This window comes from Flavobacterium frigoritolerans, from assembly GCF_025847275.1.
In the GTDB taxonomy this organism is placed as follows: domain Bacteria; phylum Bacteroidota; class Bacteroidia; order Flavobacteriales; family Flavobacteriaceae; genus Flavobacterium; species Flavobacterium frigoritolerans.
The window spans coordinates 434,739-450,109 of the sequence record NZ_JAOZEV010000002.1 but is presented as its reverse complement, the minus strand read 5'-3'; the positions used below and the strand labels follow the sequence as shown (position 1 = coordinate 450,109).

The 15,371-nt window shown below is 33.5% G+C and carries 9 protein-coding genes; 4 read left to right on the top strand and 5 right to left on the bottom strand.

Annotated features, from left to right (window positions below):
* Window positions 1–44 precede the first annotated feature (44 nt).
* From OIU80_RS04535 to OIU80_RS04520, 4 genes are all read right to left on the bottom strand, one after another.
* Window positions 45–2,345, bottom strand: a complete 2,301-nt coding sequence (locus OIU80_RS04535) for a glycoside hydrolase family 65 protein (RefSeq protein ID WP_264285855.1) — start codon at window positions 2,343–2,345, stop codon at window positions 45–47.
* 239 nt (window positions 2,346–2,584) lie between these two features.
* Entirely contained in the window at window positions 2,585–3,238 is a 654-nt protein-coding gene (pgmB, locus tag OIU80_RS04530) for a beta-phosphoglucomutase (RefSeq protein ID WP_264285854.1), read from the bottom strand.
* 107 nt (window positions 3,239–3,345) lie between these two features.
* Window positions 3,346–4,695: an MFS transporter gene (locus tag OIU80_RS04525; RefSeq protein WP_264285853.1), complete on the bottom strand. Its 1,350-nt coding sequence runs from the start codon at window positions 4,693–4,695 to the stop codon at window positions 3,346–3,348.
* 176 nt (window positions 4,696–4,871) lie between these two features.
* On the bottom strand, window positions 4,872–5,903 hold the full coding sequence (locus OIU80_RS04520; RefSeq protein ID WP_264285852.1) for a LacI family DNA-binding transcriptional regulator: 1,032 nt from the start codon (window positions 5,901–5,903) through the stop codon (window positions 4,872–4,874).
* Window positions 5,904–6,140: 237 nt separating this feature from the next.
* Between OIU80_RS04520 and OIU80_RS04515 the strand changes: the two genes are divergently transcribed.
* The 4 genes from OIU80_RS04515 (at window position 6,141) to OIU80_RS04500 (ending at window position 15,062) form a co-directional block, all read left to right on the top strand.
* Entirely contained in the window at window positions 6,141–9,116 is a 2,976-nt protein-coding gene (locus OIU80_RS04515) for a SusC/RagA family TonB-linked outer membrane protein (protein ID WP_264285851.1), read from the top strand.
* Between the two features lie 36 nt (window positions 9,117–9,152).
* Window positions 9,153–10,994, top strand: a complete 1,842-nt coding sequence (locus tag OIU80_RS04510) for a RagB/SusD family nutrient uptake outer membrane protein (protein ID WP_264285850.1) — start codon at window positions 9,153–9,155, stop codon at window positions 10,992–10,994.
* A gap of 20 nt (window positions 10,995–11,014) precedes the next feature.
* On the top strand, window positions 11,015–12,103 hold the full coding sequence (locus OIU80_RS04505; RefSeq protein ID WP_264285849.1) for a SusE domain-containing protein: 1,089 nt from the start codon (window positions 11,015–11,017) through the stop codon (window positions 12,101–12,103).
* A gap of 79 nt (window positions 12,104–12,182) precedes the next feature.
* Window positions 12,183–15,062 carry an alpha-amylase family glycosyl hydrolase gene (locus OIU80_RS04500; RefSeq protein WP_264285848.1) on the top strand — a complete coding sequence of 960 codons (2,880 nt, stop codon included), beginning with the start codon at window positions 12,183–12,185 and terminating at the stop codon, window positions 15,060–15,062.
* Between the two features lie 80 nt (window positions 15,063–15,142).
* Here the strand turns inward: OIU80_RS04500 and OIU80_RS04495 are convergent, their stop codons facing one another.
* A complete protein-coding gene (locus OIU80_RS04495) occupies window positions 15,143–15,367 on the bottom strand; it encodes a DUF6814 family protein (protein ID WP_264285847.1) in 225 nt (74 codons plus the stop codon).
* Between the last annotated feature and the right edge of the window lie 4 nt (window positions 15,368–15,371).

The window sequence follows — 15,371 nt, the reverse complement described above, 5'->3', positions numbered from 1 at the left end:
GTTAAATTAAAAAATGTTATAAAAAATATATAGAAACTCTTACTTTATGCGGTTGCATATTTATTAGCTACTACGGTTTGGCCATTAACGACAATGGCTAATTCTTGATCTCCATCTACTGAAAACGTTGTTTCGTTATGGTTTATTGATACAGTTAGAATTTGATTTCTAAAGTTTATTTTAAATGAATATCCTGTCCATTCTTTTGGAATTTTAGGAGAGAAATGCAAGGTGTCATTTTTTACACGCATTCCTCCAAAACCTTCTACAATACTCATCCAAGTTCCTGCCATTGATGTAATATGGCAACCCTCTTCGACCTCTTTGTTGTAATCGTCTAAGTCTAAACGTGAAGTTCTCAGATAGAATGTATATGCCATATCCATTTTGTCTAAAGCAGCTGCTTGAATAGAGTGTACACAAGGCGAAAGTGAACTTTCATGTACAGTAAATGACTCGTAAAACTCAAAATTACGCAATAGTTCTTCTTTTGTAAAATGCTCTTCAAAAAAGTAAAAACACTGTAAAACATCGGCTTGTTTGATATATGGTGAACGCAATACACGATCCCAAGACCATTTTTGGTTTATAGGGCGCTGTGAACGGTCTAAATCTTTTACAGGAACTAAATCTTTATCTAAGAATCCATCTTGTTGTAAATAAACATTAAGTTCTTTAGAGAAAGGGAAGTACATATTACCAGCTACTTTTTTCCATTCTTGAACTTCGTTTTCAGTAAGTTGGACTTTTTCGATTATTCGTTTATGGTCAGTTTGATATTCGGTAGCAACCTTTGTAATTTGTTCTACGGCATAATCAATACACCATTTGGCAATATAGTTGGTGTAGAAATTATTGTTGATGTTGTTTTCATATTCGTTTGGACCTGTAACTCCTAAAATGACATATTGATTTTTGTCAGTAGAGAATGACGCTCTTTGATGCCAGAAACGAGCAATTCCGATTAATACTTCTAATCCTTTTTCTGGGATATAAGAGTAATCTCCTGTGTAACGGTTGTAATTGAAAATAGCAAAAGCTATTGCACCATTTCGGTGAATTTCTTCGTGTGTGATTTCCCATTCGTTATGGCACTCTTCACCATTCATAGTTACCATTGGGTATAAAGCAGCGCCATCTTTAAAACCTAAATTGTCTTTAGCGTTTTCAATTGCCTTATCTAATTGATTGTAGCGATAAGTCAATAAATTTCGAGCGACTTGCTGGTCTTTGGTAGCCATATAAAACGGAATACAGTAGGCTTCAGTATCCCAATAAGTAGACCCTCCGTATTTTTCTCCAGTAAAACCTTTTGGTCCAATATTTAATCGGTTGTCTTTTCCTGAATAGGTTTGGTTTAACTGAAAAATATTAAAACGAATTCCTTGTTGTGCTTTTACATCGCCATCAATAGTGATATCTGACATTTCCCAAACTTTTGCCCAAGCATCAATTTGTTCTTGCAATAGTTGGTCATATCCTTTGCTTAATGCTTCTTTAATTGCTTTTTCGGCAGCAGCAAGTGTGTTGGTATGGTTTAATGAAACCGTATATCCTCCAATTTTTTGTATAGATGAAGTTTGTCCTTTTGCAATAATTACTCCATACGTATATTCTACTTTATCTGATGATGAATCGATTGTTGAAGGCGAAATATTAATATTTTCGTTATTAGCAAAAATACTATTGTGCATGAATGTTGTAACCTTAAAATGTGTTTTGTAGGTTTGAGCTGTAACGAAGGCTTCGTTTGTCGCTTTTTTTACTTCAAGGGGTTCCCAGAATTTTTCTTCCCAGTTGGCATCTTCATTGGTAACACCTGCATCTATATATGGTTTGTAAAGTATTTTTGCATCTTTGTTCAAAGGAGTAATCTCGTACTTAATAAAGCCAACTTCATCCAGATTCAAAGAAAGAAAACGACGTACGTTTACAGCGATTTCGGTTCCGTTTTTTAATGTCGCTTCAAAGGAACGATTGTACCAACCTTCTTTCATGTTTAATTCTCTTCGAAAGTTTTTTACTTCGGTACAAGAATTTAAATCAAAGGTTTCTTCATTAATTTCAATATTGATACCAATCCAGTTTGGAGCATTAAGTACTTTGGCAAAGTATTTTGGATATCCGTTTTTCCACCAGCCCACTTTGGTTTTATCTGGATAATAGATTCCCGCAATATAACTTCCCTGAAAAGTTTCTCCAGAGTATTTTTCTTCAAAATTGGCACGTTGTCCCATAGCACCGTTTCCGATACTGAAAAGACTTTCCGATGATTTAACTCTCTCGACATCAAAGCCTTCTTCTATTATTGACCAATTGTCTGGTTTTATATAATCTTGATTCATTTCTTCTTTAATTAGATAATTAGGCAATTGGATAATTAGGTAATTAGATAATTCGTCAATTTAATAATGAGATAATTACTCATTTTGATGATTTCTAGTGTGCTTATTATAGAATTGCGTTTGTTCTGCTGTTTTAAATTTTAAATTTTCTCATTATCAAATTGTATAATTGAGTTCATCTTAGTTGTGTCATTAGTCATTATCTCATTTTCTAATTGGCACATTTCCTAATTTGAATATTAGCCAATCAACTCTTCGATAAAATGTGTATCTATTAAGGTGAAATCCTCAAAGATGTATTTTGCTTCATGCAAGACTGTTTTAGAACCAATACCGATACTAGTCATTTTTCCTATATTAGCAGCTTGAACTCCAGCAACTGAATCTTCAAAAACGATAGAATCTTCTGGGTTTATATTTAATAATCGAGCCGCTTTTAAGAAAACTTCTGGATCTGGTTTGGCATTTGTAACATCATTTCCATCAACAATAACATCAAAATAGGATATGATTCCTGTTTTTTCGAGAATAGGACGGGCATTTTTACTCGCTGAACCTAATGCAATGGCTTGTTTTTTTTCTTTTAAAAATTGTAGAATAGGTAAAACTCCAGGAAGAATTTCACTTTCATTCATATCTACTAAATAGGTTAGATAGTCTTCATTTTTTTGGATGAGCCATTTGTCTTTGTCTTCTTGTGAAGCTTGAATGTTTCCTAATTCTAGGATAATATCTAGAGAACGCACACGACTTACTCCTTTTAAGAGTTCGTTGTGTTCGTGTGTAAAGTCAATGTTTAATGCATTTGCAATTTTTTGCCATGCTAGATAATGATATTTAGCAGTGTCAACAATTACGCCGTCTAGGTCGAATATAAACGCTTTTGTATTCATTTAATAATATGCTTATTTTGTATTTCTTTCTAAAAAGTATTTAAATTTTGATTATCAGAAAACCATTTCTCATTTCATCAGAATGAGAAATTTTGTAGATGGGTTTTTTAGATTTTAATATCATCTACATCTTTCACTTTGTATACTAAAACTGCGGCTATCAAAAAGCTGACTCCACTCGTAATTAAGGCATACATAGCATCACCGTTATAAAGATATTTTACGATTGGCCCTCCGATTATTGCGTTTATTATTTGAGGAATCACTATGAAGAAGTTGAAAATTCCCATATAAACTCCCATCTTTTTTGGAGCAATAGATCCGGCCAAAATAGCATACGGCATTGCCAAAATACTAGCCCAAGCCACCCCAATTAAGACCATCGAGAGGATAATCCAATTTTCGTCAGGCATAAAATAAATAGAGATTAAACCTATTCCACCTATAACTAAAGAAAGCGCATGAGTTGATTTTCGTCCAATTTTTTTTGCAATCATCGGAAGAAAAAACAAGGCTATAATTGCCGAAACAAGATTGTAAACTCCAAAAAGGATTCCAACCCAATCTCCAGCATCTTGATAGGTTTGACTTGAATTGTCGTCTAGAGGTAATCCGTAAATATGATGTGCAATTGCAGGAGTGCTAAACACCCACATACCGAAAAGACCAAACCAAGAGAAAAACTGTACCCAACTAAGCTGGCGCATAGTGGTTGGCATTTTTGCAAAATCCGTAAAAATGTCTGTAAGTCTTGATTTTTCTTCAGAAGGTACATCAATTTCACTTTGTGGATCTTCAAAATTGGCTAATTCTTCGGGAGAATATTCTTTGGTTGTAAATAAAGTTACTAGGATAGATCCAATTAAAACAACAGCTCCTAGAATAAAGGAAAGTGTAAGATTTAAAGGAACGCTTCCTGGGACGGTACTGTTAGAAACTCCAAACCATTTGGTTAATACATATGGTAATGCAGAACCAATTACGGCTCCAAAACCAATAAGTGCTGTTTGAATACTGAACCCTGCTGTGCGTTGATCTGTTCTTAGATTGTCACCGACTAAAGCGCGAAATGGCTCCATGGCAATATTAAACGAAGCATCCATAACCATAAGCATTCCCGCTCCGACCCATAATGCGGGTAAGATAGAAATAAATATGTTTGCTTGTGGCATTAATATTAATCCAACCGAAGCTAGAATGGCACCTACAAGAAAAAAAGGTTTTCTTCGTCCAAATTTACCCCAGGTTTTATCACTATAATGTCCAATGATAGGTTGAACAATTAATCCCATTAAAGGAGCAATTATCCAAAACCATGAAAGTTCGTGTACGTCAGCACCAAAAATTTGAAGAATTCTGCTGGCATTTGCATTTTGTAGAGCAAACCCCATTTGTATTCCTAAGAAACCGAAACTCATGTTCCAAATTTCCCAGAAACTTAATTTACGCTTTTCCATTATCGTAATTTAATGAATGTACGATAAGCGCTTTGCTTATCAAAACTTAACTTATTTTTCGAAGTAAAAGTAAAAGTTTTGAGCTGGCGTAAATTTATAAATTATTTTTCTAAAGAAGCAAATAAAAAACCCATTAAAATTAATAAAGGGGTTTTTTATTTAGGATTGTAAGAATATTAATCTGTAGATTCTCTTTCTATTAGGTGAGTTTCAATGACTTCTGTTTTATAGTTCTCTTCTTCATCTTCTCCTTCTTCGGTTTCTAATTCTAAACGATCGATTAGCATTTTGGCAGCTTTATTCCCCATTTTGTTACCACTTTGGCTTACTGTTGTAATAGTTGGAGTCGAATATTTGGATATAATCCCATCTGTAAAGGCTATAACGGCTAAATCTTCGGGAACTCGAAGTCCCATTTTGTTGGCTGTTTTTATTATAGTAACTGCAAAAAGTTCATTAACTGCAAAGACAGCATCTATTGCTCGGTCTTCTAATAATTGACTAATGATTATTTCGCAAGTATCTACATCTTCAATCTTAATAATAAGGTTTTCATTAAAAGCGATGTCGTTATCTAATAGTGCTTTTGTATATCCATCTGTTCTGAGTTTTCCAACACTAACATAATCAACAGTAGTAACTAAGGCTATTTTTTTACGTCCTTTATCGATTAAACTTTGAACAGCTTCGTAAGCTGCGGATTTATCATCAATAATTACTTTGTCGCATAAAATATCATTGGTAACCCTGTCAAACATAACAACAGGCATTCCTTGATTTATGACTTCGGTTATATGATGAAAATCGCCTTTAAATTGTGTCTCTTTAGATAGTGATATGATAAAACCATCGATACTTCCGTTGGCTAACATTTCCATGTTAAGTACTTCTTTATCAAATGAATCATCAGATAAACAGATGATAACACTATAGCCATTTTCGTTGGCAACTTCCTCGACTCCATTAATGACTGTTGAGAAAAAATGATGCACAATTTCGGGAATAATAATACCAATTGTTTTGGTTTTACGATTCTTAAGGCTAAGTGCAATATTGTTGGGTTTGTAGTTGTAAAATTTGGCAAAAGCCTGAACTTTTAATCGGGTATCTTCTCCGATTTCCAGACTGTTACGTAATGATTTTGAGACGGTAGAAATTGATACATCAAGCTCCTTAGCAATTTGTTTAAGGGTTATTTTGCGTTTCATAGCTGTTGATATGGAAATAATTGTTTTGTTAATAAAGATATGGTTTATTTTTAAAAATGACAGTATTATGCCTAAAAACTTATATTATCTAGAAAGTTTTCAACACTATCACGTTTTCGTAAACCATTAAAAATTGGTATGTGTCGGGCACGTTAATAAATCCTTAATTTTGAGATTCGAAGTAAAAATAAAAGTTAATAAATAAACCAAAACTCAATTTTAATTTAAACAAAAAGTATGAAAGCAATTTATAAAAAGTTGTTATTTTTATTCTTACTCCTTCCGTTTAGTGTGTTTGCTCAGAGCACATTAGACGGTGTCGTTTTAGACAAAGCGACAGGGCAACCAATTCCCGGAGTAAACGTAAATGTACAAGGTGGTACCAATGGTACTTCGACAGATTTTGATGGAAAATTTAAGCTATCTAATTTGAAGAGTGGTGATAAAATTATCGCTTCCTTCATTGGTTATGTTAGTACTACTGTAAGCTTTAGTGGTCAAAAAACAATAAGTATTTCTCTAGACGAAGATGCAAATCAGCTTAAGGAAGTTGTAGTACAAGTAGGTTACGGTACTGTTAAGAAAAAAGATGCAACAGGATCTGTATCGCAAATTTCTGCGAAAGAATTTAATAAAGGAATCAATGTAACTCCAGAGAGTTTAATTAGCGGTCGTATTTCGGGTGTTAATGTAACTGGAGGAGGTGCGCCAGGGGCCAAAGCGGATATTAGAATTCGTGGAGGATCTTCGTTAACAGCTTCTAATGAGCCATTAATTGTTTTGGATGGTCTTCCTTTAAGTAATGCTGTTCCTAGTGGAGCAACTAGTATTTTATCTACAATAGATCCTAATGACATTGAGTCTTTTACAGTATTGAAAGATGCTTCTGCAGCTGCGATTTACGGTTCTAGAGCAGCAAATGGTGTAATTGTTATTACAACTAAAAAGGGTACTAAAGGTGGGGTAAAAGTTAACTTTAGTTCTCAAGTTGGTGTTAATACTGTAGCAAATACAGTTGATGTAATGAATGCAGATCAATTTAGAACTTTGGTAAATGCAAAAGGTACTCCAGCGCAAAAAGCATTGTTGGGAACTGCGAATACAAATTGGCAAGATGAAATTTTTCATACAGCTTTAACGGCTAATAATAATATATCTGCAAGTGGTTCATTATTTAATAAATTACCAGTAAGATTATCTGTTGGTAATGTTAATAATCCAGGAATCTTAAGAAACACTTCTTTTGAGAGAACTACGACATCGATATCGTTAAATCCAGTTTTATTGGATAATCATTTAAAAATTGATATTAACGGAAATTTATCTTTTGGTAAAAATAGATTTCAAGACGAAGGTGCAGTTATAGGTGGTGCAATAAGTTTTGATCCTACACAATCTGTTTATGAAGCAGGTTCTCGTTATGGTGGTTATTTTGAATGGTTAGAGCCAACAGAGAATTTACCATTATTGCCAGCAAGAAATCCTGTAGCTAGATTAAATCAAGAAGAAAGAAGATCTACTTCTACCAGAAAATGGGGTAATATTAGAGTAGACTATAAATTTCATTTCCTTGAAGATTTGAGAGCTGTTGTTGAAGCAGGTATTGATAGATTTGATAGTAATGGATATACTGAACAAAGTACTGAAAGTGCTTTAGGTTTTCAGCCAAAGCCTTTTAACTCTGGAGAATGGGTAAATTACGGAAATTACAGTAGCTATACTGAGTCTCTTCAAAATAAAAACTTAAATGCTTATTTTAATTATACTAAGAATTTAGGGAAATTTAAAATTGATGCTACTGCAGGATATAACTATCAGATGTTTCAAAGAGAGAAATTTCAATCAGGAGAAACTAGACAGCCTAACCCTAATAGATTGACTACAATTGAACCAGATGTTAACTTGCAATCATATTTTGGACGTTTGATTTTAAATTATGATAGCCGTTATTTAATAACATTAAATTATAGAAGAGATGGTACTTCACGTTTTTCTAAAGAAAACAGATGGGGGAATTTTGGTGGAGCTGCTTTAGCTTGGAATGTTGCTGAAGAAGATTTCTTGAAAGGAAATGAAACACTATCAAGTTTGAAATTAAGATTTGGATACGGTACAACTGGACAACAAGATATTTCAGCTCAATATGATTATTTACGAAGAGTAACACTTGGTACTATTAATTCTCAATATATTTTTGGAAATACTGTTTATAAAACAGCAAGACCAGAAGGGTATAATGATAATATTAAATGGGAAGAGTTAGCAGAAAAGAATGTAGGTATTGATTACGGTTTCTTAAATGATAAAATTACTGGGTCAATTAACTATTTTGATAAAAAATCAAGCGATTTATTAGCTGATGTTGTAGTGCCAGACGGAGCAAATATTAGAAACTCAGGAACATATAATATTGGTAGTGTAAGAACTAAAGGATTTGAATTTAATGTTCAATCAGACATTATTAAAAATGATAACCTGACTTGGAATGTTGCTCTTAATGCTACCTATATTGATCAAAAAATCACAAATTTAGGTATTACTGTGCCAGGCTTTGGAGGTTATCTTTCTGGAGATAATATTGCAGGAGGAAATGGAAATCAAGTTCAAATTAATTCTGTAGGATATGCGCCAAATTCATTTTTCGTATTTGAGCAATTATATGATGCTAACAAAAGACCTATTCAAGGAGCTTATGTAGATAGAAATGGAGATGGGAAAATTGATGATGGAGATCGTTATAGAGCTCATAAACCAGCACCAGACTATACTTTTGGTTTCTTCTCTACTTTAAACTATAAAAAGTTTGATTTTACAATGAACTGGAGAGCAAGTTTAGGAAATTATATTTTTGATAACGTAAGTTCTAATTTAGGATATTCAAATGCAGGTTTAAGAAGAGACTCAGATTTGTCTAATGTAAGTTCAGATTATTTTAATACAGGTTTTACTTCTGAGGATAATGGAACAAGACGTTATTTATCTGATTATTTTATAAAAGATGCTTCTTATATAAAACTGGATAATGTTACTATTGGATATACTTTTGATAAATCAATATTAAAAGCGGCTTCATTAAGATTTACATTGGGAGTTCAAAATGTTTTTGTTCTTACCAAATATGACGGTCTAGATCCTGAGAAATTCAACGGGATAGATAATAATGTTTATCCGCGTGCTAGAACATTCTTGTTTGGGGTTAATGCGAATTTCTAAAAGTATACTGAAAAATAAAATTTTAAAATAAACAAAATGAAAATATCATTTAAACATATATCTTATTTCTTCCTATTCATTTTAGGATTGAATATGACACTTATTTCGTGTACGAGTGATCTTGATGTGACGCCACGTGATGAAAATGAGTTTTTATCTGAGGATTTTTTTAAAGATCCAACTTCATATAAGCAAGTATTAGCAAAATTATACGCAGGTTTATATGTAGGAGGTAACGACGGAGATGGCAAACCTGATATCTCTGGACTTGGTGGAGACTTTAGCAGTTACTTAAGATTACTTTTTGTAACACAAGAGTTTCCTACAGATGAGGCAATTATTGGTTGGGCTGATGGTACTTTACCAACATTAAATTCGCAAACATGGTCTCCTGCAAATGATTTTTTGGCAGGAACATTTTCAAGAGCATTTTATGAAATTAGTGTTGCTAATGAGTTTTTAAGACAAACTACAGATGATAAGTTAGCTGCTAGAGGGGTTGATGCTAATTTGAAAGCTCAAATCGCTACTTTTAGAGCGGAAGCTCGTTTTTTAAGAGCATTTTCATACTATAATCTAATGGATTTATTTGGAAATGTGCCAATTACAACTGAAGCAGATCCAGTTGGATTCTTCTATCCAGTGCAGAAATCAAGAGCTGAAGTTTTTGCTTTTATTGAATCAGAGTTAAAAGATTTAGATAATAGTTTGGCTGTTTCAAAAGGAAATGAATATGGTAGAGTTGATAAAACGGCAGCTAAGTTTTTATTAGCACAAATTTATTTGAACTCTAAAGTATATACAGGAGTAGAAAGAAACAATGAAGCTGCAACATTGTGTAATGAAATTATTACTGGTTCAGGATATACATTTGCGAATGTGCCTTATCGTCATTTATTCTCTGCGGATAATGATAGAAATGGTGCTCAAAGTGAATTTATTTTCCCGATTATAGGTGATGGTAATGCTATTAGAGCGAATGGTGGAGGAATGAGTTTTATTATTCACGCATCTATTGGTGGAAGCATGGATGCAGCTGCACAAGGAATGATTGGTGGATGGGAAGGAATTAGAACAAGAAAAGAATTTGTTTCTAGTTTTGGAGCGCCAGCTGGTGAATTTGATTTTTATCAAACAAAAAGTAAGAATTTAGCTGCTAACACAGGAATTCTAGTTGACAAGAATGCTAAAGCTATTGATTCAAACGACAAAGTTGAGGGAGAAGCTGGTTTTGATTCTAGTAAGACCTATTTGTTTAATTTGGTTAATGGTAAAATTACTTTAAACGGTATTGAAGTTGATGCTCCATCTGGATCTAATAAGCCAGTTGTTTTGGGAAAACAAAAAGTATGGACTGATAAAAGATTATACTCTTATACACCTGGACAAACATTAGATATTTTAAATGTAGGAGTGTTTAAAGAAGGTTATGCTATAACTAAATTTACAAACGTAAATTCTGATGGAAGCGCTGCACAAAGAAATGACATACCAGATACTGATTTTCCTATGTTTAGATTATCTGATGCGTATTTAATGTATGCAGAAGCAACTGTTAGAGGTGCATCAACAGGAAATATGGCAACAGCTTTAGGTTATGTAAACCAAATTAGAACTAGAGCAAATGTTGCACCTATTGGAACAGCAGGATTAACCCTTGACTTTCTTTTAGACGAAAGAGGAAGAGAGTTATATTGGGAGTGTCATAGAAGAACTGATTTAATCCGTTTCGGGAAATTTACAGGAGGATCTAAAACTTGGCAATGGAAAGGTGGAACGCAAAATGGCGGTACAACAGAGTCTTTTAGAGATTTAATGCCTATTCCAGCAAGAAATATTCAGGCAAATCCAACATTAAAGCAAAATCCAGGATACTAACACCTTTATAAAACAGTAAAATGAAAAATATATATAAAATTTTAATCGCATTTATTGGTGTATTGGCGGTGTCATGTAATGCTGATGCGGTCGATAATAGACCAATTATTGATGCTGTTTCTGCACCAGAAATAACAGCTCCTGCAACAGGTAAAGTGTTTGTTTTTGAAGAAGAGCAAGCCTCAGATGTAGCTGCTAAATTTACTTGGTCAGCTGCGGAATATTCTAATACTGTAGTTGTAAATTATACGTTGTTAATTGATAAAAAAGGAGGCGATTTTGCAAAAGCATTAACTCTTGCAACGACTACTCAGGTTACTGAAGCTTCAATTCTTGTTAAAAATTTAAATCAGGCGGCGATTGATCTTGGAGGACCTACGGGTGTTGCTTCAGAGTTTGATATAAAGATAACTTCGAATGTTTCTGGAGGAGTTCCTCAATTATCAAAAACGCTGATAACAATAAGTGTAACTCCTTATGCAGGTAGAGTTGCTTATGATTTTACAGATTGGTATTTAATAGGAGGTGCTGTAGCTGGTGATTGGGAAAATAATGCAGACACTAAGCATCAGCCAATGTTCAGAGATGGTAAAGATGCTAATCAATATAAATTTGTTGGTTATTTTAAAGCAGGTAATTTTAAGTTGATTTCAGTAAAAGGCAGCTGGGATTCTCAATTAGGGAATGCTGGAGGTGGAGCTATTGAAATTAAAAATAATGCAGGTGAATTTGTAATTCCAACAAATGGATATTATTCTTTTGAGTTTAATACTAAGGATTTAAAATATACATTAGTAAGCTACGATGCTTCTGCAGCAAAAGCTTTTGGAACAGTTGGTATTATTGGAGACAGTACGCCAGGAGGTTGGGATGCATCTACAGCTATGGATAAATCTTCTTTTGATTCTCATGCATGGAGTTTAGGTGTAACTGCCTTAAATGATGGAGGACTTAAATTTAGAGCAAACAATAATTGGGACGTTGGTTGGGGAGGTAATACTGCTTTCTCAGGAGGTGGTACTGGTGATAATATACCAGTTGAAAAATCTAAATATGTTGTTTACTTCAATGATTTAGATGGAAGCTACTTAATGATTCCAAATCAATAGTAATTTTTTATTGAAATTAATGAGGGCTATCTACGGATAGCCCTTTTTTATAAAATTAACCAACCAAACCAACCAGATTATGAAAAAAACTATACTATTATTTTTATTTCTGCTGTCTATTAGTAGTAATGCACAGCAAATAACAGTTTCGCCTGCGGTATTTCAGGTTAACGAACCTATAACTATTACTGCTTCATTTACATCGCCAACTTGTAATGAAATGGGAGTAAACCCTACCAAAGTTTATATGCATTCAGGAATTGGTTCAGAAGCAAATCCATGGGCAACTGCAAAAGGAAATTGGGGTGCAGATGATAACATTGGTTTAATGACTAATAATGGAAATGGCACATGGAGCATTGTTATTACACCAAGTATTTATTTCGGATTAACAGCAATACAACAAACCGAAGCTGCAAAAATGGGAATTGTGTTTAGAAACGCTGCAGGTTCTCAAACATTAAAATCAGCCCCATCATGTTCTGACTTTTTTTTGAAGGTTGGTGTTTTTCAAGCCGCTTTAACTTCACCATTAGAAAATAGTAATACTATCGTAGCAAGTGGAGGAAATCTAAATATTACCGCTACAAATACAAATGGAGTTGCAAGTTATAGCTTGAAATCAAATGGCATAGTAATTAATACAAATGCAAGTGCAACAAGTTATTCATTTAATCATGCTAATATTTTGGGTAATCAAAATTATGAATTAAGTATAACTCAGAGTGGAACAACAATTATTAAAAAATTTACAGCAATCGTAAATCCTACAATTGTTCTTGAAGCAATGCCGGCAGGATTAGTAGATGGAATAAATTATAATACTTCAGATGCAACTAAAGCAACATTGGTTTTAGATGCTCCGCTAAAAGATTTTGTTTATGTTGCAGGAAGTTTTAATAATTGGCTGCCTACAAGTTCTTATGCAATGAAGAAAGACCCTGTTTCGGGTAAGTTTTGGCTGGAACTAACAGGATTAGTTTCGGGAGAAAATAATATGTATCAATATTGGGTAGTTGCTAATTCGCCTATTGCTAATTCACCTTCATTGGTAAAAACTGCCGACCCTTATTCTACATTGGTGTTATCGCCTTTTGACGATTCTGGAATTCCAGCAACAAGTTATCCAAACATGCCAGTTTATCCTGCAGGACAAGAACGTGAAGTTACTGTTTTGAAAACAGGACAAACACCATATCCTTGGCAAGTAACAAATTTTGTTAAACCCGAAAAAGAGAAATTAGTAGTTTATGAAGTTTTGGTACGCGATTTTGATGCAAACAGAAACTATCAAAGTTTAATAGATAAGATAGATTATTTTAAAAATCTAAAAGTAAATGCTATCGAATTAATGCCAGTTATGGAATTTGAAGGCAATGAAAGCTGGGGGTATAACACTTCATTTCATATGGCTTTAGATAAGTTCTATGGTACTTCAGATAAGCTTAAAGAATTTATTGATTTATGTCATCAAAACGGGATTGCAGTTATATTAGACGTAGCTTTAAATCACGCTTTTGGCCGAAATCCAATGGTAAGAATGTGGATGAATGATCCAGACAACGATGGTTGGGGTTCCCCATCGGCAGATAATCCATATTTTAATACAGTAGCTAAACATAGCTACAATGTAGGAGAAGATTTTAATCATCAACAAGCCATGACTCAGAATTATGTTAAAAGAGTAATCAAGCAATGGGTTGAAGAATATAAAATTGATGGATTTCGTTGGGATCTAACCAAAGGTTTTACGCAAAATTGTACTGCAGGTGATGAATCGTGTACAAATAATTTTCAGCAAGATAGGGTAGACGTATTGAAAACGTATGCCGATTATTCTTGGAGTCTTGACCCGACACATTATACAATTTTTGAGCATTTAGGAAGTGATGTTGAAGAAAAAGAATGGGCAAATTATAGAATCAATGATCCTGTAAGTAAAGGAGTCATGATGTGGGGGAAAATGACTAAAGAATACAATCAATTATCAATGGGGTATGCAACAGAAAGTAATATTTCTAGAATGACAAGCGATAGTCATGGTTTTACTGCAAATCGATTAATGGGATATGCTGAAAGTCACGATGAAGAACGATTAATGTACAAGAACATACAATATGGTAATAGCAATAATGTAAGTCATGATGTTAAGAACTTAAATGTTGCTTTGTCTAGAATGTCGGCAATTGGAGCAGTATCATTACTAATTCCTGGACCAAAAATGATTTGGCATTTTGGAGATTTAGGTTGGGATGCTTCTATATTTGCATGTAATAACGGAACTGTTAATGACGAGTCAGGGACAATTCCTGGCGATTGCAAACTTGATACAAAACAACAGCCACAGTGGGCAAGTAATTGGTTAGGAAATTCAAACCGAAGCAAAATATATAACGATTGGGCAAAAATGATTACCATGAAAACTGTTGAGCCTGTTTTTTCAGGAACAGTAACGATATCTAATACAAACTCATTATCTCCAAATATAAAAATTACGAATAGTGCATTGGAATCGACAAAGCTAAAAGACGTCTTGATTCTGGCAAATTTTGATGTAACAAATCAGAGTGTTGCTACAGGTTTTCCGTATATAGGCGTTTGGTATAACTTAATGGATAATACATCAATTAATGTAACTAATGTAACTGCTACAATGGTAATTCCGCCTGGAGAATTTCGAATTTATGGAAATAAAGAAGCTTTGTTGGCTATTGAAAATTTTGAAAAACCTAGTGCAATTACTTTGCATCCCAATCCTGTTTCTGATTATTTTACTTTAAATAAATCAGTTTCAAAAGTGGCTATCTATTCTTTGTCAGGACAATTAGTAAAAAGTTTTACAGGAAATGGTAAGATGACTTCAGAATTCTTAGTAAGTGACTTAAATGCAGGTTTATATATCGTGAAAGTTACAAACGAAAATAACGATACACAAGTATTGAAGTTCTTGAAAAAATAAATTATTGGTTAGTTAGTGTGAAAAGCTGTCTGTTATTGCAACAGGCAGTTTTTTGTTTTTAAGTAATAGACAACAGTAATTTATTTTCTTTTATCATACTCTCCGATCAATGAAAAATAACCAAAAGTGCCAAGTCCTAAAACGATAAGGGGAGTGAGGATAAATAGGATTATAATTCCGAAGACTAAATCATCCTGTTTGTCGGAAACAAGTTTTGGTAATCCAAATTCAAAAATACAAAAGTAAGCAGCCGCAATAGATAATATTATCCATAGTATTCCCAGTATTCGTTTTAGTAGATTCATTGTA

Coding starts and splice junctions, on each gene's coding strand:
- OIU80_RS04535 (WP_264285855.1), bottom strand. CDS start 2,345: ATGAATCAAGATTATATAAAACCAGACAATTGGTCAATAATAGAAGAA.
- pgmB (WP_264285854.1), bottom strand. CDS start 3,238: ATGAATACAAAAGCGTTTATATTCGACCTAGACGGCGTAATTGTTGAC.
- OIU80_RS04525 (WP_264285853.1), bottom strand. CDS start 4,695: ATGGAAAAGCGTAAATTAAGTTTCTGGGAAATTTGGAACATGAGTTTC.
- OIU80_RS04520 (WP_264285852.1), bottom strand. CDS start 5,903: ATGAAACGCAAAATAACCCTTAAACAAATTGCTAAGGAGCTTGATGTA.
- OIU80_RS04515 (WP_264285851.1), top strand. CDS start 6,141: ATGAAAGCAATTTATAAAAAGTTGTTATTTTTATTCTTACTCCTTCCG.
- OIU80_RS04510 (WP_264285850.1), top strand. CDS start 9,153: ATGAAAATATCATTTAAACATATATCTTATTTCTTCCTATTCATTTTA.
- OIU80_RS04505 (WP_264285849.1), top strand. CDS start 11,015: ATGAAAAATATATATAAAATTTTAATCGCATTTATTGGTGTATTGGCG.
- OIU80_RS04500 (WP_264285848.1), top strand. CDS start 12,183: ATGAAAAAAACTATACTATTATTTTTATTTCTGCTGTCTATTAGTAGT.
- OIU80_RS04495 (WP_264285847.1), bottom strand. CDS start 15,367: ATGAATCTACTAAAACGAATACTGGGAATACTATGGATAATATTATCT.